The following is a 19,099-nucleotide window of genomic DNA, read 5'->3' as shown; positions in this document are numbered from 1 at the left end:
ACCTGCAATTTTCACTTAGACTAGAACTATTTTAGCTATCAGCAGTGCGCATTTGTGAATGTTCAACACGCCCTAATAGCGCATTACTTTTAATACGCCTTAGGAATTTTATGCCCTCTGCTTTTCATGCTGATACGCCTTTAGCACAGCGTATGCGCCCTACGACTTTAGATGATATCATCGGCCAAGAGCATCTGTTAGCCGCTGACGCGCCGCTGCGACGTTTGGTCGAACAAAACCATCTGTCCTCTATTATCTTGCACGGGGAAGCAGGCATTGGTAAAACCACTATCGCGATGCTATTAGCAAAAGCGGTAGGCCGACCGTTTCATGCTTTATCAGCTTTGAACACTGGCGTTAAGCAACTGCGCGAAGTGCTCGATAACAATGACTCGCTCAGCTTTGAGTCGCCGGTGGTTTTTATCGATGAGATTCATCGGTTTAATAAAGCCCAGCAAGATGCTTTGCTTGGCGCAGTGGAAGCAGGTGATATTACTTTAATTGGCGCAACTACTGAAAACCCGTCTTTTAGTGTCAATAATGCTTTGCTGTCTCGCTGCCAAGTCTACCGCTTAGAACCGCTGGATAATGAACAAATCGCTGCTGTCTTGCAAAGAGCACTCACTCAAGATACGGTGCTAAAAACTTTAAACATTGAGCTACAAGCACAAGGCTTTATTAGTGAGCTGGCACACGGCGACGCTAGAAAGGCGCTAAATTTACTAGAGTTGGCGGTGCAGACTGCTGATCCTAAGCACACCCCGATTATCATCGATGATGAGATTGTCGGGCGCGTGGCGCAGACAGCATTGGTGCGATACGATAAAGATGGTGAGCAGCATTACGATATCATCTCAGCGCTGATCAAGTCGGTACGCGGCTCGGATCCAGACGCGGCGCTGTATTGGATGGCTAGAATGCTAGTCGGCGGTGAGCCTGCTGATTTTATCGCGCGGCGGCTGGTCATATTGGCGAGCGAAGATATCGGTAATGCCAATCCAAATGCGCTGCTGCTCGCAGATGCAGCCTTGCGTAGTGTGCAGTCTATCGGTATGCCTGAGGCGCGGATTATCTTAGGACAAGTGGTGGTCTATTTGGCCACTAGCGCTAAGAGTAACAGCACTTATAAAGCGATTAATGCAGCGATGCGCTTAGCGGAAAAGGACGCCTCCCCTGTACCGCTGCATCTGCGTAATGGCGTGACTAAACTGATGCGTAATGAGGGCTACGGCGCCGGCTATACTTATCCGCATAACTACCCCAACCATTACTACGCGCAAAGTTACTTGCCTGACAACCTCATTGGCACCCGCTTTTATGAGTATGCTGACAATCAGCGCGAGCAGCACAGTAAGACGTTTATGGATTGGCTAAAGAGCCAAGCTGCTAGTAACGACTGACACGCGCTTAAGAGAATAATTACCTGTAGTACAGCACGTAAGCGTATCTACTGTTACAATTCCACTGTTACAATGACGCATCGATCTTTTGACACCCAAACCAATAAAAATATAGAGAGTCCTATGAGTTTAAATACTATTCCTGAGATAATTGAAGATATTCGCGCCGGTAAGATGGTCATCTTGATGGATGACGAAGACCGCGAAAATGAAGGCGATATCATTATGGCTGCCACCCATGTGCGCCCTGAAGATATTAACTTTATGATTACCCATGCTCGCGGCTTAGTCTGTCTTACCTTATCACAAGCGCGCTGCCAGCAATTGGCACTACCACTGATGTCAGATCGCAATGAGGCTAAGTTCAGTACCAACTTTACCGTCTCTATCGAAGCGGCTGAAGGGGTGACTACAGGTATTTCGGCGGCTGACCGGGCGCGTACCATTCAAGCAGCGGTGTCTTCGGCAGCGAAACCAGAAGATATTGTCCAGCCTGGGCACATCTTCCCTATCATGGCACAAAACGGCGGCGTGCTCCACCGCGCCGGGCATACCGAAGCGGGCTGCGACTTAGCACGCCTAGCAGGGCTTGAACCTGCTGCAGTGATCGTTGAGATTATTAATGCGGATGGGACGATGGCTCGCCGTGATGATTTAGAAGTATTTGCCAAAGAGCATGATATTAAGATGGGTACGATTGCTGATCTTATTAACTACCGTATCGCCAATGAGCAAACGATAGAAGAGATAGAGTCGCGTCCATTTGAGACGGAGCATGGCAGCTTTACCTTGCACCGCTTTCGCGAATTTGGCGCTGATGAGACGCATTTAGCCTTAGTCAAAGGTGATGTCAGTGCTGGCGTCAGTACTGTACGGGTACACGGCTTTCATCCGCTGCGAGATTTATTTGCCGCCAAAAACGATACGACGGGTCGCAGTGGCTGGAGCGTACAGTCAGCACTAGAGGAAATCAGTGCTTCAGAGCGCGGAGTCATGGTTTGGATTGGCAGTCATCAGCCTGTCGATCTTGGCGATGCGTTAGATAAAGCGGCAGGCAATGAGTCCTTGTCAACGATCACTCAGCAGCCCTATCGTAGCATCGGTGTTGGCGCGCAAATCTTGCGCCATCTAGGCGTACGTGATATGCGTCTGCTATCTTCGCCCATGAAGTTTTATGCGCTATCAGGTTTTGATCTTAATGTGGTCGATTTTGTCAGCGCTCCCAATAAAGAATAAAGTGCTGTATAAGTAAATTATTTTATTCAAAGCTGTAATTAAAAATAAAAAGGCACGCTAGCTACTGTTAGCGTGCCTTTTTTTGTCGATAGAATGATAGAAGCGCTTTAATGCTCTGGGGTATGATCAAATTGCGCTTCTAAAGCGAGCAGGCGCGAGCGCTCTTTAGCTGTCCAAGGCAGTTTGTGCTCACTATTATTATCTAAACGTACGATGACCGCTTCTGCCTCTGCTACTACCTCTTGCTGCTGCTGGCTATAATAGCTATATTCTATAATCATGCTGGTAGTACCCAAACGCTGACAACGTAGACCTATAAGTAGCGTGTCAGGATAAGTGACTGGCCGCAGATACTGGCAACTTGAATGCGCCAGCAACATAGCGCCGCTCTCGAACAGATCTAAGGCTTGCAAATAATGAATGCGCGCCGACTCAGCATAACGATAATAAACGACGTTGTTGAGATGGTTTAAGGCATCCATCTCGCCCCATTGCACCACCTGAGAGTAAATGACAGGATAGTGCTGTAAAGCAGCGGGCGTCTCATCTTCCCCATTGCTATGCGTCTGGTTCTGCTGTTTGACTTTGGTATGCTCAGGACTAGTAGGGCTCATAGTAGAGTATCCATAATTCTGTGTTATTGATTATTTTTAGGCTGATTTAGCACTTGGGTGGTCAGTAGTGGCATAGACTCAGGAGGACTGGCTATTAACTCATCCAACCAAGTAATGACTTCGCTAATATTGCTCGGCGTTTTTACCGCTGATTTGTCACTGTTAGCATTAGCAGCACTGAGATTAGCCGTTTTCTGCTCTGTTGATGACTCACCTTTTGAGACGCTGTGGTCTTTAGCCTGCGTTGGGACGACTAAGGGCTGTAGCTGAGCGCGCGTTTGGCTCAAGTAGCGTGTCAACTGATCAGGCTCACGCATATTGCTCGCTTGTATGGCTAAGTTAAGCGTCATCAGCGCTTCGTGAATGATCAACTGGCGGCGGCTAAGACTGGTGTTTTTAGACGGTAAAGTGTGACTGGACTGCTCATTACTTTTGGTGACTGAGCGACTATCAACAGACTTTTCATAGCGATGCAAAAAGGTCTGGATATCTTGAATAGCTAAGCTCTGTAATTGCCACGGGCTAGGCTGAGCACTCCGCGCTTGCAGACGCTCGATGTCATCACTGAGGCTTTGCTTAATGACGATATTGAGCGCCGGGGCGATCTCATTGTTTGCTTGTGACAGTTGCCACTGTAACCCAGTTAATAAATCAATCGCCGCGCTATAGTTATTATCTGCAAGCAAACTATCTGCCGCTTGCATCTGAATACGCAATAAGTCTAACTGATTCTGCGCTTGACTGGTGAGCGGCGCTTTAGGAGCTGGCGCGGTCTGCTGGCTAATGGCGAACAGACGGTCATCCATCTCATTGAGACGAGTGACTACTTGCTCATTATTATTCAGGCGCTCTTTAATTTGGCTCTCAAAGCGCTGCTGACTGACGTAAAGCCAAACCAGCGCTAGTGCTAAAAGTACAATAAACAACCACTGCAAGCGCAGTAATAATATATTCGCTTGCCGGCGCTGCTGAATGACTAAAGGCGACTCAGATGACGGTTTAGGCTCAGTTGACATAACAAGCACCATTATTTAAAAGAAGATAACTATTAGGGCGTATTGATTGCCATCGAAATCGTTTCAGGAGATAAATCCTCGACCTGAATATACATAAGCTGCTGCGCGGCCACCATGTCCGCTAAGCGTACGCCTAGCACCACATAACGAAAGTCGTCTAACCTAAGAGCGCCTGTATGTCTTGTTTGTGCTTGCTGCACGACACTGACCCAATGCTCAAACGCGGTGCCACTGCTGATAATCACAATAGGCTTAGGTTGCGATGTGCTAGCTTGGTCTTGTTGATTAAGATAGCTTGCTAACCATGTTGCATAATCACTCGCCGCCGAGTCTGGCATCATGCGCTCATACCATGCGATGCTCTCGATCTCAACCCCGCGCGCCTGCAACGTATCGACCAAAAGCCTGCGCCCGCCAAGCCCGCGCCAAACCAGTAATTTATCGCCTGCTTGCAACCGTTCAATCTCTGGCATCGCTAGCATGCCTTCATTATTCGCTATTAACGGCTGTAGTACTGGCTGAGTCGCCGCTTGTAAAACCTCAGCGGTGGCGTCACCAACAGCAATGATAGCGCTTGGCGGCTCATAGTGAGCGCGCTTCGCTGTTATTGGCTCGATTGGCTGCACTTGCTGCTCATCAATCAGCGCTTGCCAGACGGCCAAACCGGACTGCGCGGCGGTAGGACTGACCACCACTAACGCTTGATAATCACCGGCAAGCCAGCGCCGCATGATGTCGATATCGGTAACGACGACCGCGCGCGTCTGCAACCTCAGCATGGGCATCTCGACCACTGCAAAGCCGACATCTTGCAAGTGCTTGGTCAAAGGAGCGGCGCGTTCTATGGGACGGGTATTAATCACTACTGGTGAGAGGTTACGAGACATTGAGGTGGGCACCGAGTTAAACCTTGAATGAGACATTAAATGACACAGACAAATGCCGCTATGGTCAATCGCCAATACAATAGCGGCATCATTATTAAAGCACGAGTATTATGATGCGCAGCTGGCAGGGCCTATACTAATTATTGCTAATTGCTAATTGCGACTTAAATTATATGCTTAAGGGTTATAAATAGCATCCAAAATAGCGCCAGCACCTTTTGCTAGTAGTTGCTCAGCAACATCAATACCTAGCTGATTGGCTTGCTGCTCTTTTTGTGCTTGTGTGCCGCTCAGCGTTATGCGCTTTTCCGCTTTTAACAGTCTACTGCCATCTTCTTCACCAACGCGTCCGCGCAGCCATAAGGTGTCGCCATTATCATCATTAAGATTACTACTGATATCGGCAGCATCTGCCATTTGCAATATCGCGTAGGCGGCAATGGGTACCTGACAACCGCCTTGCAAGTGACGGTTCAGCGCGCGCTCAGCGATTAGGCGAATACGCGCCATATCATCATTGAGCGGAGCTAGTAGTGCCATTACCTCTTGATCGTCCTCACGGCATTCGATAGCCAAAGCGCCTTGGCCCACTGCCGGCAGGCATGTATCGATATCCAGCTCGCTACGGATACGCTCGTCCAGCTCAATACGCTGCAAGCCACTAGTGGCAAGGATAATCGCATCATACTCTCCAGCGTCGAGCTTACCGAGTCTCGTTCCTACGTTGCCGCGCAAAGTCTTAACCTGTAAGTCTGGGCGATAGGCTTTGATCTGGCATTGGCGACGTAGACTTGCTGTGCCGACCACAGCGCCTTGTGGTAGCTCATCGATATTATTATACGTATTAGACACAAAAGCATCGGTTGGCGAGGCGCGCTTGCAATATACCCCAAGTGTTAGACCTTCAGGGAGCTGCATCGGTACGTCTTTGAGCGAATGCACAGCGATATCTGCCTGTTTTTCATAAAGCGCCTGCTCAAGCTCTTTGACAAATAAGCCCTTACCGCCGATTTTTGCTAAAGGAGTGTCCAAAATTTTGTCACCCTTAGTGACAATTTTGAGCAGGTTGATGGTCAAATCAGGATATAAGGCCGATAATCGATCGCGAATATGCTCAGCTTGCCATAAGGCTAAAGGGCTTTGACGAGTTGCGATGTTCAAAGTAGACAAAGGAGATGACTGAGTATTGCTCATAGATAGCCTCGGAATGATAAATATAAAGAGATATATCAGAATAAAATGACTTTAGCGCAAAAAAATACCCCTATTTAAGCATAAATAGAGGTCTGATGATATGGTCGGTTAATTAAGGCGTGTTTAACACCCTTAATATCTACATACTTTGGATTTTTTCGCGTAACGCGGGCAGATGGCGACGGCTCACGGCTAGCGTCTCATCTGTTCCTTTAAAGCGCACTTGATAACGACCGTCTTCTATTGTTTCTAAGAAGCCCAAAAAATCTAAATTAATAATGGCATTACGGTGGACACGAAATAAGCGCTCATCGAACTCTTCTTCTAGCTCTTTCAACGTCTCGTCAATCAGCACTATCCCATTAGTGTGACGGACTTTGACGTATTTTTGATCTGCCGTAAAATAGTAGATATCGCTGATGTTAATTAGCTCAACCCCGCGGTGGGTACGAGCTGCGATGTGCTCACGTGGCGGACGCGACATTGGATCTTCAAGCTTACGAATGCCATCGAGCTGCGCGGCATTTAAATTGCTGGCCTTACTCAAAGCGTCAATCAGCTCATCTTTATTGGCAGGCTTTAACAAGTAGCCAATAGCATTGGCCTTAAAAGCGGCAATAGCATAATGATCGTAAGCGGTGACAAAGATAATCGCTGGCGGATGTTCAAGCTCGCCAAGTATTTGCGCGCAGCGTACGCCATCCATCTCAGGCATACGTATATCGAGCAGTATGAGCTCAGGCTGATGGAGTTTTACAGCGTCAACCGCTTCAGCTCCAGTGCCTACTTGCGCCACAACTTCATGGCCTGATTGTTTGACAATCCTGACCAAACGCTCGCGTGCGAGTGGCTCATCGTCACAAACTACTATCCGCATAAAACACCTCTTCTACTCTTTACTCAGTCGGTTGGTTCAAAATCGTCATCTTGACTATCGCCAGCCACTTTTTATATCTATAGTGACTATTTTATACTTCTTATGTTATAGCTTTCGTTTTTACCGTGGTTATCATTTAGGACACTGACAATTTAGGGAGATGACTATTTTTCTTGGGTATGTACTTCATTCTGTAATAGATCTAAGACAATAAATACAGTGCAATAAACGTACCATATTGCAGGTATTACTTATGCTTTTTTGAGTATTAACAGCCAGTCATGCAGCAAATACACGGAATAAGCAGTCCTACATTACAAGCCTGCATCTTGCAAAGGATAATCGATAATCGTCACAATCTGGGTGTTAGTGACCGTACTTTTAATGCTTGAGCTGGGACCAAAATAGAGTTGTAAGCGTTCAGCTTGCATCCGAAAATTAACGTGCTGACGTAGATCATGTACGATCATCAAGGTTTTACTCGGAAGCTGTACGCTGACAGTGATAATAACGCGGTGATCTTGCCAGACGACAGCTATATCTATATATATCGTCTCCGTGGTCATCTCTACCACATTGATAAGTATTTTTTCGATAATGCTTTGTAAGGTAAGCGCAGTGATGACCATATCGCCCATCACTTCGTCATCGGGCAGCTGCCAATTAACAACTAATTTATCTGCCAAGCGATAAGACTCAATCGTCACGTAGTGCTTACAAAGCGCCACCTCTTCCTCAAAACTAATCTCGCGTACGCCATTGAAACTGGCTCGAAACAGCGCTGAGACATGCTCAAGTAGCCTAGCTGCATAAGGCGGGTTAGACTCTATAAGCGATAGCAAACTGTTAATCGTATTAAAGAAGAAATGCGGAGATAGACGCGCCTTTATTAAGTCGTTTTGGGCGCTAAGCTTGTATTCAAAGGATTGCTTCAGCGCTATCAGCTCACGATGACGACGCATAAAATAAAGCAAAAATACTAAAGTAAAACCGCCGGTAAACATCATATTAAATAGCAGCTCTAGCCCTAGCGCCTGACGCTCGTACGCCAGCCAGCCGACATTAATCAACACTAAAATGACCAATAGCATAGCTAAAGTAGACGCCAGCATGAACATCAGCACTATATAGAGACTGACTCTAATAGGATTGATCCTTTTGAATATTGGACGTAAATAATCTACTAAATATAAAGTCGGTATAATGGCTAAAATATACTGAATACACTTAGCCAGATAAGCCACTAAAAACTGCGGCCCTGTCGCCAGCTCATGCCGACCAACAATAGTAACAAACAGCGCCCAAGCCAAGATATACTGTAGCCATTGCCAAAGCGTCATCATCTCCGTAACTTTCGGCACGAAAAACTCTAAGCGCTCAGCTAGCAAGGCGACCTCATCCTTTGCTATACTTGAGCTCTTATTCTTATGAGTTGTCTTATACCGATATGAACGCCAATTCTTCAAACTCTAGTAATCCTATGCCAGATAATTCTATCTCTTCTGCTGATTTTAGCACAAATGCCATTAAGCCAAGCCCTTCTTCTAGTAGCCAAGGCCAGCAGATGTGGGGCGGACGCTTTAGTGAAGCAACAGACAGTTTCGTTGCCGCTTTTACCGCCTCTGTCGGCTTCGATCAGCGCTTTGCCCGTCATGATATCGAAGGCTCTGTCGCTCATGCCACTATGCTAGGTCAGTGCAATATTTTGACCGATAGTGAGGTTGCCACCATCATCGAAGGACTTCAGCAAGTCTTACGCGAGATTGAAGCAGGAGACTTTAACTGGTCAATTGCGCTCGAAGATGTGCATATGAATGTCGAGTCGCGCCTGACCGATATCATCGGTGCAGTGGGTAAAAAGCTGCATACGGGGCGTAGCCGTAACGATCAAGTCGCCACTGATATTCGCTTGTGGTTACGTGAAGAGACCGATAATATCATTGAGCTGTTAGTACGCTTACAAAGCGGCCTACTTAATCTAGCTGAGCAGCATACCGATACGATTATGCCAGGCTTTACACACTTGCAGACCGCTCAGCCGGTAAGCTTCGGTCATCATGTGATGGCTTGGTTTGAGATGCTCTACCGCGATACCGAGCGCCTAGTCGATGCGCGCCGCCGTATCAATCAGCTGCCTCTTGGTAGCGCCGCGCTTGCAGGCACCACTTTCCCTATTGATCGTACGATTACCGCTGAGCTATTAGGCTTTGAGGGTATTTGCCAAAACTCACTCGATGCCGTCTCTGATCGAGACTTTGCTATTGAGTTTACCTCAAACGCTTCTATTTTGATGATGCATCTATCGCGCATGAGCGAGGAGATTATCCTTTGGATGTCAGCGCAGTTTAACTTTGTGAAAATACCGGATCGCTTCTGTACCGGCTCCTCCATCATGCCGCAAAAGAAAAATCCTGATGTGCCAGAGCTGGTACGCGGCAAAGCGGCGCGGGTGTTTGGGCAGTTGACGACGCTGCTAAGCTTAATGAAAAGCCAGCCTTTGGCGTACAATAAGGACAACCAAGAAGACAAAGAACCACTATTTGACTGTGTCGATACGTTGACAGGCTCACTTCTCGCCTTTGCCGATATGCTACCTAATATTGCCCCTAATGTTGAGGCTATGCGTGAAGCAACGATGAAAGGCTACGCTACCGCTACGGACTTAGCAGACTACCTCGTACGCAGAGGCGTGGCGTTCCGTGATGCCCATGAAGTCGTTGGCAACGCTGTTGCGCTCGCTATCGATGAAGGTGTTGATTTGAGCGATTTAACACTAGAACAATTACAGCAGTTTAGTGATGCTATTGGCGATGACGTCTTTGATTATCTAACGCTTGAGGGCTCATTGGCCGCTCGTGATCATCTCGGTGGTACAGCGCCCAATCAAGTTAAACAAGCTGTGATCAATGGCCGCGCGCGCCTAAAAGCTTTTGCTTAGTCTTTGTTTTTGACTTGAGCTTTTGCTTTCGTTGTTATTTAAAACCTGCCAATACGGTGGGTTTTTTCATGCTTGTTTATAGACAGTTACTGTTGCTACACCCGATAGTCTTTGCTAAATTTGCCAAGACCGTTATCATAGGAGGATACATCTATAGCCCAATAAACATAATGAATGAGGAGCACATCATGACGGAGACTTTTAATCCGCAAGCCAACACTGTATTTTGCCGTAAGTACCAGCAAGATTTGCCAAAAATGCCGCATCCGCCTTTTCCTAACAAAAAAGGCCAAGAGCTACAAGACACTGTCTCTGACAAAGCATGGAAGGAGTGGCTTGAGCAGCAAACCATGCTGATCAACGAAAACCATCTAAGTATGATGGACCCAGAAGCAAAGAAGTTCTTAACTGAGCAGCGTGAGAAGTTCTTAGATAACGAGGATTATGAGCGCGCGCAGGGCTGGACACCTGAGAAATAAACCTAGCTCTTTACTGCAAGCAAACTAATCCATTATAAGCAAACTATGCAAATGGCTATATATTATGAGCCAAATTTGCTACTATCAAAACTGCTAGTATTAAGCTTACTAGCTCAAAACACGACAACACTGACAGACTCGGGGTGCGTTGTACAATAAGCTAAAAAGCTTTTGTACATTCGCTGAGAGATCACCCGCCGAACCTGATGCGGTTAGTACCGACGCAGGGAAGTCTTCAGCATTTATTATCTATGACAAAGGACGGGCAGAAATGCCTTTTTATCCCGGTTACTTTTAGCCTTAATGTACGCATGGCTAAGTAATCAAAGCGGATATCAAGCGTCGTCCATAGCTCGATGACAATTATTTGCAGCTAGATGGTTTTTGATTTAGTCGCTAGCGATTGCTCATAAGCTCAACTTGCCTAGATAACGAATGCTATCCCCGCAGCGACTGGCGGTGTTGATTTTATTCAAAACAACACGCTAGGACAGCATATGACAACCTCAACCGTACCTCCAAAGACCCAACAAAACGCCGCTGACAAAAAGGCGGATGCACTAAAAACTCCGGCCCATCGTAATCAACAAGACACTCGTTTTGAAGAAGACGCGCGTGACCTGCACCGCATTCTCCCTGCTTCTCGTAAAGTCTATATCCAAGGCTCAAGGCCTGATATCCAAGTACCCATGCGCGAGATCACGCTGGATTCCACGCCTATTCAGGGCGTTGATGAGTCCGACTGGGAGCAAAACCCACCTTTTTATGTTTATGACACCTCAGGCGTCTATACCGACCCCAATGTCGATATCGATCTAACCCGCGGCTTGCCCAAACTGCGCGAGGGCTGGATAGCCGAGCGCGGTGATACCGAACAATTAAGCGGTTTATCCAGCTCATACGGGCAAGCGCGTGCGCGTGATATCACCACAGCCAATCTACGCTTTGCCCATATCGATAAGCCGCGCCGCGCAAAAATTAGTGAGGGCAAAGCCGGCAATGTCACGCAAATGTACTACGCGCGCCGCGGTATTATCACCCCTGAGATGGAGTATATCGCCATTCGCGAGACGCAAAAGCAGCATGAGCTGACTGACATGCGTCAGCACGACGGCGAGAGCTTCGGCGCTAATACGCCAAAAGTGATTACCCCTGAGTTTGTACGTAGCGAGGTCGCGGCTGGTCGCGCAATCATCCCCAATAACATCAATCATCCTGAGTCTGAGCCGATGATTATCGGGCGCAATTTCTTAGTAAAAATTAACGCCAATATCGGCAACTCAGCACTCGGTTCGTCTATCGATGAAGAAGTATCAAAGATGACATGGGCAACGCGCTGGGGCGCGGATACCATCATGGATTTGTCGACAGGTAACCATATTCATGAGACTCGTGAATGGCTGATTCGTAACTCGCCGGTACCCATCGGTACGGTGCCTATTTATCAAGCATTAGAGAAAGTCGATGGCGTCGCTGAAGACCTTACATGGGAGATATTCCGTGATACGCTTATCGAGCAAGCCGAACAAGGCGTCGATTACTTCACCATTCACGCAGGCGTGCTGCTGCGTTATGTGCCGCTCACTGCCAATCGCTTAACGGGTATCGTCTCGCGTGGTGGCTCGATCATGGCGCAGTGGTGCCTAGCCCATCATAAAGAGAGCTTTTTATACACCCATTTTGAGGATATCTGCGAGATTATGAAGCAGTATGATGTGGCGTTTAGCTTAGGCGATGGTCTACGTCCTGGCTGCTTACAAGACGCCAATGACGAAGCGCAATTTGGCGAATTGCGTACGCTTGGCGAGCTGACAAAAATCGCTTGGCAGCACGATGTGCAGGTAATGATCGAAGGTCCAGGGCACGTGGCGATGAACCGCATCAAAGAAAATATGGACTTGCAGCTTGAGCTCTGTAATGATGCGCCGTTCTACACCTTAGGGCCACTGACCACCGATATCGCACCCGGCTATGATCATATCACTAGTGCTATTGGCGCGGCAATGATTGGCTGGTTTGGCACTGCTATGCTGTGCTATGTAACACCAAAAGAGCATTTAGGCCTACCGAATAAAAAAGACGTCAAAGACGGCATTATTACTTATAAAATCGCCGCGCATGCCGCTGATCTAGCCAAAGGTCATCCGGGCGCGCAAGCTCGCGATAATGCCTTATCTAAGGCGCGTTTTGAGTTTCGCTGGGATGATCAGTTCAATCTAGCGCTCGACCCTGATACCGCCCGTGAATATCATGACGAAACGCTGCCTAAAGACGCGCACAAATCAGCGCACTTTTGCTCCATGTGTGGCCCTAAGTTTTGCTCAATGAAAATCACCCAAAACGTCCGCGAGTACGCTAAAGGTTTGGATGCTAAAGAAAGTCTAGGCGCAGACGCTATGAGCACCGCTGAGATTGAGCAAGGTATGAAAGAGATGACTGAAAAATACCATAGTGAAGGCCGTCAGCTGTATAAAGAGGTATGATAATCAAAATTAATTTTTGTCCCATAAAAAAGCGCTACTAATCAGTAGCGCTTTTTTAATAGGCAATTCACTTGATAAGAGTGCTTAAATCTGTGATGCTTTATAAATCTTATCGATAGAGGCATCAATGGTATCGGCAAACTCTTTATCGCTTTGCTGCTTACTCAAGCCTTCAGTAAAAGCACGTGAGAAGCTGGCAATCATACCAGGGTTTTCTTCAAGCTTATCACAAGCATCTTGACGACTATAGCCACCTGAGAGCGCCACCACTTTAAGCACTTTTGGATGGTCAATCAGCTCTTGATAAAACCCGCCTTCTTCTGGCAAGGTCAGCTTCAGCATCACTTGATGATCGTCATTTAGACGATCGAGGTTACGTAAGATGTCCGCTTTTAATAACAATTCGCACTCATGCTTTTCGGCGCTATCGATGTTGACCTCTGGCTCAACGATAGGCATAAAGCCTTTAGAGATAATTTGCTTAGCGACATCAAACTGCTGCTGCACTACTTTTTCGATACCATCGACGCTAGGCTCATAGATGACCGAACGCATCTTCGTGCCAAATATCGGATACTTTTTGGCTTTATCAAGTAGTAAGTCTAAGTTTGGCATCGGGCGCATGACCTGTACGCCACTCATCTGCTCCGCTAAGCCCTTATCTACTTTTAAAAACGGCACAATGTTTTTATCTTCCCAAAGATAATTTGCAGTCGGTTTACCTTCAACCTCACGCTCCATGGTGTCCTCGAACAAGATCGCGCCTAAAACGCGCTTATCATCGAAGCAGTCACAAGTCATAATCCGCGCGCGCATTTGATGTACTTGATCGAACATCTCTTCATCATTGCTATAATCAGCGCTTGTAACGCCGTAGTTTTCTAGCGCTTTTGGCGTACTACCACCGCTTTGATCAAGAGCTGCAATAAAGCCTGTGCCGTTTTTTATTTTTTCTAGTTGTTTTTGATAGTCCATTGCAAATGCATCCTATAGTTGTGAGTAAAATCAAAAAAGATAAAGGTTAAGCGAGCGCTCATAACACTATAGACGGCTATATAAGTGTCAGATAACAAGCCAAATAGTTTATAAATTACCTTACCATAGCACAAGCGACGTGCCTATTATTGCAATGTAAAACGAGCGCAAAAATATCAAAGCCTGTAAGGGGTATTAAAAACGCTCTAAGCTAGAAATAATACTGCCACACAGCTGATCGCTAATATGATGCCCAGCATGTTGATGCGGTTCAGCTGCTCTTTAAACACGCCAACACCTATTAAAGTCGCGACAGTGATGACCCCAACATTCATTCCGGTAAAGACAATACTAGGCGACTCAGACAGTACCTGATGGGCACGTACATAAGCATAGATATTACCCATATTCAATGCGCCAAGTAGCAGCCCTGCGAGCAAGGCACTACCTTGCCAGCGCACGCGAGTGATCAGTAAATAGATAAATAACAACAATCCTGCTAAGCCAAAACTGACAAATAACGTCAATGGAAAAGCCGCGCCTTGCTTCGCTACTTGCTTAAATAAAATATCAATAATACCGTAGCCTGCCCACACGCCAAATAACCATAGTGGCGTTTTGGACAGCGCCTTGCCTTGATGAGCAGACGCAGTCAAAGAAGCAGCGGCGTTATGGTTATCTTTGCCATTAGCTACAGACTGCGGGCGGTAAACGAGCGCACCTAAAGCCAAAAACCCAAGCGCTAAGCCAAAGATACGCGTACCCGTCAATACCTCGCCAAACAATAAAAATGCAGCGATAATCGGGATAATCAGCGATAAGCGCTGAGCGGCATCGGTCGCAACCATACCGATAGCGGCGATAGCACGGCCTAATATGACAAACACTAAGGGCAGTAATATACCTAGTGCAATGATAATGCCCCAAGCTGTGCCCAAAGTATCGATAGCACTGATGTCAGGCTTTAATAAGACTAAAGTCAATAAAAAAGCCACAGGATAGCCTGCGACAATGGTCTGGCGAATATCGATATCTTTTTGGCGTAGCACCTTTAGCAGTACAGAAACAGCAACGCTACATAGCACCGCTATAATTAAATAAATCATTAATTCTAACCCTTAGTTTTTGTTATCTAGCGATACAGTGATACCGTCTTTTATAATAAAAGACTAAATGTAACCATATATTTCTAAACTAGCAATGACTAATTTTGACTCGGTCTATTTCATGGTCATATCACCAGTAGCGGCGTAGACAAATTACAATTAGGCAGCAAGAGAGAGTGCTAAGTTTGTTAAAATAGAGCCCAATTTAGCCATCCCATCTCAGTGTCAATTTAGGCTACGCTTCTTTTACTACACCATCCTTATGTACTGCTATTACTTATGAACGCACTATTTCGTTTTTTTGAAAACCGCTTATCCGCCTTTCCTGACACCCCTATGCCATTGCCCTCACCTCGTGATGGGCTGTTAAAGTTTCTGTGGGCGTGTACGACAGGTCTGCGCGGCTGGCTACTGCTGTTTGTCATTTTGTCGGCAGGCATTGGCGTTTATGAAGCGATGCTATTTGCCTGGATCGGCAATATCGTCGATTGGCTTGGTATCTATACGCCGGCGATGCTATGGGCTGAAAAAGGCGATATGCTACTGCTAATGCTCGCTGTCATGCTTGCAAGTCCGGTGTGGATTGCTTTGACATCTTTTATCCACTTTCAGACCTTGCAAGGCGTGTTTCCGATGCAGATGCGTTGGCGCTTTCATCAGCGCATGCTGGGTCAATCGATGCAGTTTTATCAAGATGAATTCTCAGGCCGCGTTTCAGCAAAGGTGATGCAAACCGCACTCGCCGTGCGCGATACGGTGCTCACCGTTGCTGATATGTTTACCTATGTCACGGTTTATTTTATTACTACTAGCGTCATTTTATTTAACTTAGATAGCTTATTACTGATTCCTTTTGTCGTTTGGTTCGTTTTGGTCGCGCTAGCTATTTGGTTTTTTATTCCTAGGCTCAAACGCACAGCTATCGTACAAGCCGATGCCCGCGCCTTAATGACAGGACGGATCACTGATGCTTATGCCAACATCATGACGGTGAAGTTGTTCAGCCATTCGCGCCGGGAGTTAGGCTACGCCAAAAATGCCATGGGGCAGTTTTTGGGCACCGTACACGCGCAGATGCGCTGGGTCAGCTATCTAGAAGTCTCCACCCATCTTATCAGCGTCATTTTAGTCAGTAGCACCGCCGGTATCGGGCTATATCTGTGGCAACAAGGCGCGGTCGGTGTCGGCGCTATAGCCGCGGCGACAGCAATGGCGCTACGTCTAAACGGTCTAACACGCTGGATTATGTGGCAAACGGCCAGTCTGTTTGAGAGTATCGGTACGGTACAAGACGGCATGCGCACCCTATCTGCTCCGCAAACTATCGTTGATGTGCCGAATGCGCAGGAGCTCAAAGTCACAGACGGACATATCGTGTTTGATCATGTCGACTTTAGCTATGAGAGTGAGAATGTGACGGATCTTGAAGGCGAGCGCATCGATGAGATTAAGCCTTCCAGCGCTTTAACCAAATCAGAAGTAAAACTGTTAGATAATTTTTATCTAGATATTAAACCAGGAGAAAAAATCGGTCTCGTCGGACGCTCAGGCGCGGGTAAATCAACCTTAGTCAACCTACTGTTGAGATTCTTCGATGTCGATAGCGGCAAGATCTGTATTGATGGCCAAGCGATCGATGAAGTCACGCAAGACTCCTTACGTGCGCAGATCGGTATGGTCACGCAAGACACCTCTCTACTGCACCGTACGATCCGCGAAAACATCGCTTATGGTCGACCTGATGCTTCTGACGAAGAGATTATTGTTGCCACTAAGCAAGCGCAGGCTTGGGATTTCATCAAAGATCTGTATGATGATAAAGGCAATACCGGCCTTGATACCCAAGTCGGTGAGCGCGGCGTTAAACTCTCAGGCGGGCAGCGCCAACGCATCGCGATCTCGCGCGTCATGCTTAAAAATGCACCGATCTTATTATTAGATGAAGCCACTAGCGCGCTCGACTCTGAGATTGAATATGCTATTACTGAAAGTCTCAACGACATCATGACTGGCAAAACCGTTATCGCCATTGCCCATCGCCTCTCCACTATCGCCGCGCTCGACAGGCTAGTGGTGATGGATCGCGGGCGTATTATCGAGCAAGGCAGTCATGAAGAGCTGCTAGCATTAAACGGCGTTTATGCTGGGCTTTGGCAGCGTCAAAGTGGCGGGTTTTTGGGCGCAGAGAGCTAATTTTGGCTTGCAAGCTTCAGCCCTAAAACCAAACGATTTAAACTTAATTCTTATGATAAAAAAGGCTCTAGCATCATGGAAGAATTTGCTAAACGTATTACTCTGGATAATAAGCAAGCGCGTTACTATACTCTAAGCAATTTGACTCTAAACGATTTGGTTTCGGGCAATTTAAATGAGTCCACTAAACGTGGCTCTGCTCGCCCCAAAGCGCATTTTTATGGAGGTAATGGCTTTACGGTAGGTAATTACAAGCCGCTATTGTCGGAGCTTGCCACAGATTTTGATATCAGCGCGCTTGCCATGCGCGGCTATTGGTATGATAAACCTAAAGCAAAAGTGTTAACCCGCGAGCAAGATGCTGATTTATTGATCAAGTTTTTGGAGCAGACTCAAGACGGTCCTGTCATCGGTATTGGTCATTCGCAAGGTGCTACCGCTACCGCTATGGCCGCCGCCAAACGCCCTGATTTGTTCTCTGAGCTGTACCTTATCGAGCCTGTCACTTTTACCAAATCACAAGCGCTGCTTTATAAGCTGATACCTCGCAGTATCAAACTAAAGCGCCAGCCCTTCAAAAGCGCATTAACCAAAAAGGCAACTTGGGTCAGTATCGATGAGTACTACGATAGTCTACGTGAAAAAAACGCTTATCGGCGTGTCGCTGATAATGACCTGTATTTATTTGCCAAAGAAAGCTTAATTCAGCAAGCAGATAATCGTTATACTTTTATCTTTAGTCCTAAGCAAGAGATTGCCAACTATTTTGGTATTCCTTATATTGATGATGCGCTGAAAAAACTGGCTAAAACAGCTGTCCCCTACCAGCTTATTATTGGTAAGCCGACTATTTTTATCAATGATAAAGTGCGCCGTAATTGGAAAAAGTTCGTTCCTGCCAATCAGCTGCATATCATGCCAGAGAACGGCCATCTATTGCCTATAGAAGCTCCAAAGCAATGCGCTGAGGTTATTGTGCAACAGTTTAATCGTGGAATTAATCGTTAAAATTTTAGCTTATGATGGATCTATTCACGCCACATCCCACTGATAATCTCTTGTCTTATGACGGTAAGGTTAATGATTTCGGTGTGGTAATCAAAGATAGCGACACCCTCTATCAGACCTTATTGCATGAGCTGCCTTGGCAGGCCGATATCGTCACTTTATTTGGTAAAACACATATCACCAAGCGGCAAATCGTTTGGATGGGAGATGAGGGCTTGAGCTATCAGTATTCGGGTCACACAAGGCAAGCTGTACCTTGGACAAAGTCTGTTTTTCACGTGAAACAGCTTGTTGAGCAGCAATTAGCTAGCATTGGTATCTTTGTGACTTTTAACTCCTGCTTGCTCAACTACTATCCGAGCGGTAGTGAAGGTATGGGCTACCATGCCGATGACGAAAAGGAGCTAGGGAGTCAGCCTATCATCGCGGCATTGTCACTAGGCGCTACCCGTAAGTTTGTTTTTAAACATAAAAAGAATAGGCATGAAAATAAGCCCGTCAAAGTCGAGCTTTATCTTGAGTCCGGGCAGTTGATTGTCATGCATGGCGAAACCCAAAGCCACTGGAAGCACACTATTACTAAGACTAAAACGGTCAGCGAAGGCCGAATTAGTCTGACATTTCGACGTATGATCCTTGGTGATAAAAACTAACGGGCTAAAACAGCGACTACTGTTTAGTTAGAAACACGAC

The 19,099-nt window shown here is 46.7% G+C and carries 16 protein-coding genes and 1 riboswitch; of the genes, 8 read left to right on the top strand and 8 right to left on the bottom strand.

Going from position 1 to position 19,099, the window contains the following annotated elements; translation table 11 throughout:
* The first annotated feature begins 110 nt into the window (after window positions 1–110).
* Together AAEY83_RS10855 and ribBA are read left to right on the top strand one after the other, a co-directional pair.
* Entirely contained in the window at window positions 111–1,400 is a 1,290-nt protein-coding gene (locus AAEY83_RS10855; protein WP_025646166.1) for a replication-associated recombination protein A, read from the top strand.
* A 123-nt stretch (window positions 1,401–1,523) separates the two neighbouring features.
* Entirely contained in the window at window positions 1,524–2,636 is a 1,113-nt protein-coding gene (ribBA, locus tag AAEY83_RS10850) for a bifunctional 3,4-dihydroxy-2-butanone-4-phosphate synthase/GTP cyclohydrolase II (protein WP_025646168.1), read from the top strand.
* Between the two features lie 107 nt (window positions 2,637–2,743).
* Here the strand turns inward: ribBA and AAEY83_RS10845 are convergent, their stop codons facing one another.
* The 6 genes from AAEY83_RS10845 to AAEY83_RS10820 form a co-directional block, all read right to left on the bottom strand.
* Complete coding sequence (locus tag AAEY83_RS10845) at window positions 2,744–3,250, bottom strand: acyl-CoA thioesterase (protein ID WP_025646170.1); 507 nt, start codon at window positions 3,248–3,250, stop codon at window positions 2,744–2,746.
* A 23-nt stretch (window positions 3,251–3,273) separates the two neighbouring features.
* Window positions 3,274–4,266, bottom strand: a complete 993-nt coding sequence (locus tag AAEY83_RS10840; protein ID WP_025646172.1) for a hypothetical protein — start codon at window positions 4,264–4,266, stop codon at window positions 3,274–3,276.
* Between the two features lie 32 nt (window positions 4,267–4,298).
* Complete coding sequence (locus tag AAEY83_RS10835) at window positions 4,299–5,165, bottom strand: uroporphyrinogen-III synthase (protein WP_227501910.1); 867 nt, start codon at window positions 5,163–5,165, stop codon at window positions 4,299–4,301.
* 165 nt (window positions 5,166–5,330) lie between these two features.
* Window positions 5,331–6,347: a hydroxymethylbilane synthase gene (gene hemC, locus AAEY83_RS10830; RefSeq protein WP_025646176.1), complete on the bottom strand. Its 1,017-nt coding sequence runs from the start codon at window positions 6,345–6,347 to the stop codon at window positions 5,331–5,333.
* A 139-nt stretch (window positions 6,348–6,486) separates the two neighbouring features.
* Window positions 6,487–7,224 carry a LytR/AlgR family response regulator transcription factor gene (locus AAEY83_RS10825; protein WP_025646177.1) on the bottom strand — a complete coding sequence of 246 codons (738 nt, stop codon included), beginning with the start codon at window positions 7,222–7,224 and terminating at the stop codon, window positions 6,487–6,489.
* A gap of 314 nt (window positions 7,225–7,538) precedes the next feature.
* The gene (locus AAEY83_RS10820; protein ID WP_227501909.1) at window positions 7,539–8,585 is read right to left on the bottom strand and encodes a histidine kinase; all 1,047 of its coding nucleotides are present in this window, start codon (window positions 8,583–8,585) and stop codon (window positions 7,539–7,541) included.
* A gap of 203 nt (window positions 8,586–8,788) precedes the next feature.
* Between AAEY83_RS10820 and argH the strand changes: the two genes are divergently transcribed.
* The 3 genes from argH (at window position 8,789) to thiC (ending at window position 13,124) form a co-directional block, all read left to right on the top strand.
* A complete protein-coding gene (gene argH / locus AAEY83_RS10815; RefSeq protein WP_025646179.1) occupies window positions 8,789–10,162 on the top strand; it encodes an argininosuccinate lyase in 1,374 nt (457 codons plus the stop codon).
* A 188-nt stretch (window positions 10,163–10,350) separates the two neighbouring features.
* Entirely contained in the window at window positions 10,351–10,641 is a 291-nt protein-coding gene (locus AAEY83_RS10810; RefSeq protein WP_025646180.1) for an oxidative damage protection protein, read from the top strand.
* Window positions 10,642–10,770: 129 nt separating this feature from the next.
* Window positions 10,771–10,888: riboswitch (TPP riboswitch) on the top strand.
* Window positions 10,889–11,138: 250 nt separating this feature from the next.
* Complete coding sequence (gene thiC / locus AAEY83_RS10805; protein WP_025646182.1) at window positions 11,139–13,124, top strand: phosphomethylpyrimidine synthase ThiC; 1,986 nt, start codon at window positions 11,139–11,141, stop codon at window positions 13,122–13,124.
* Between the two features lie 84 nt (window positions 13,125–13,208).
* On the opposite strand, the gene AAEY83_RS10800 is transcribed toward thiC, so the two are convergent.
* Both AAEY83_RS10800 and AAEY83_RS10795 read right to left on the bottom strand, forming a co-directional pair.
* Window positions 13,209–14,099 (bottom strand): fructose bisphosphate aldolase, encoded by an 891-nt coding sequence (locus tag AAEY83_RS10800; RefSeq protein ID WP_025646184.1) that lies wholly within the window; start codon window positions 14,097–14,099, stop codon window positions 13,209–13,211.
* Window positions 14,100–14,305: 206 nt separating this feature from the next.
* Window positions 14,306–15,205, bottom strand: a complete 900-nt coding sequence (locus AAEY83_RS10795; protein ID WP_025646186.1) for a hypothetical protein — start codon at window positions 15,203–15,205, stop codon at window positions 14,306–14,308.
* Window positions 15,206–15,484: 279 nt separating this feature from the next.
* Between AAEY83_RS10795 and AAEY83_RS10790 the strand changes: the two genes are divergently transcribed.
* The 3 genes from AAEY83_RS10790 to AAEY83_RS10780 all read left to right on the top strand — a co-directional run bounded on the left by AAEY83_RS10790 (window position 15,485) and on the right by AAEY83_RS10780 (window position 19,059).
* On the top strand, window positions 15,485–17,398 hold the full coding sequence (locus AAEY83_RS10790) for an ABC transporter ATP-binding protein (protein WP_025646188.1): 1,914 nt from the start codon (window positions 15,485–15,487) through the stop codon (window positions 17,396–17,398).
* A gap of 75 nt (window positions 17,399–17,473) precedes the next feature.
* Window positions 17,474–18,406 (top strand): alpha/beta fold hydrolase, encoded by a 933-nt coding sequence (locus AAEY83_RS10785; protein WP_025646190.1) that lies wholly within the window; start codon window positions 17,474–17,476, stop codon window positions 18,404–18,406.
* A gap of 11 nt (window positions 18,407–18,417) precedes the next feature.
* The gene (locus AAEY83_RS10780) at window positions 18,418–19,059 is read left to right on the top strand and encodes an alpha-ketoglutarate-dependent dioxygenase AlkB family protein (RefSeq protein ID WP_025646192.1); all 642 of its coding nucleotides are present in this window, start codon (window positions 18,418–18,420) and stop codon (window positions 19,057–19,059) included.
* Window positions 19,060–19,099: the final 40 nt, after the last annotated feature.

This window comes from Psychrobacter sp. TB20-MNA-CIBAN-0197, assembly GCF_040309765.1.
In the GTDB taxonomy this organism is placed as follows: Bacteria; Pseudomonadota; Gammaproteobacteria; order Pseudomonadales; family Moraxellaceae; genus Psychrobacter; species Psychrobacter submarinus.
This window is presented reverse-complemented; position numbering and strand designations above follow the sequence as displayed.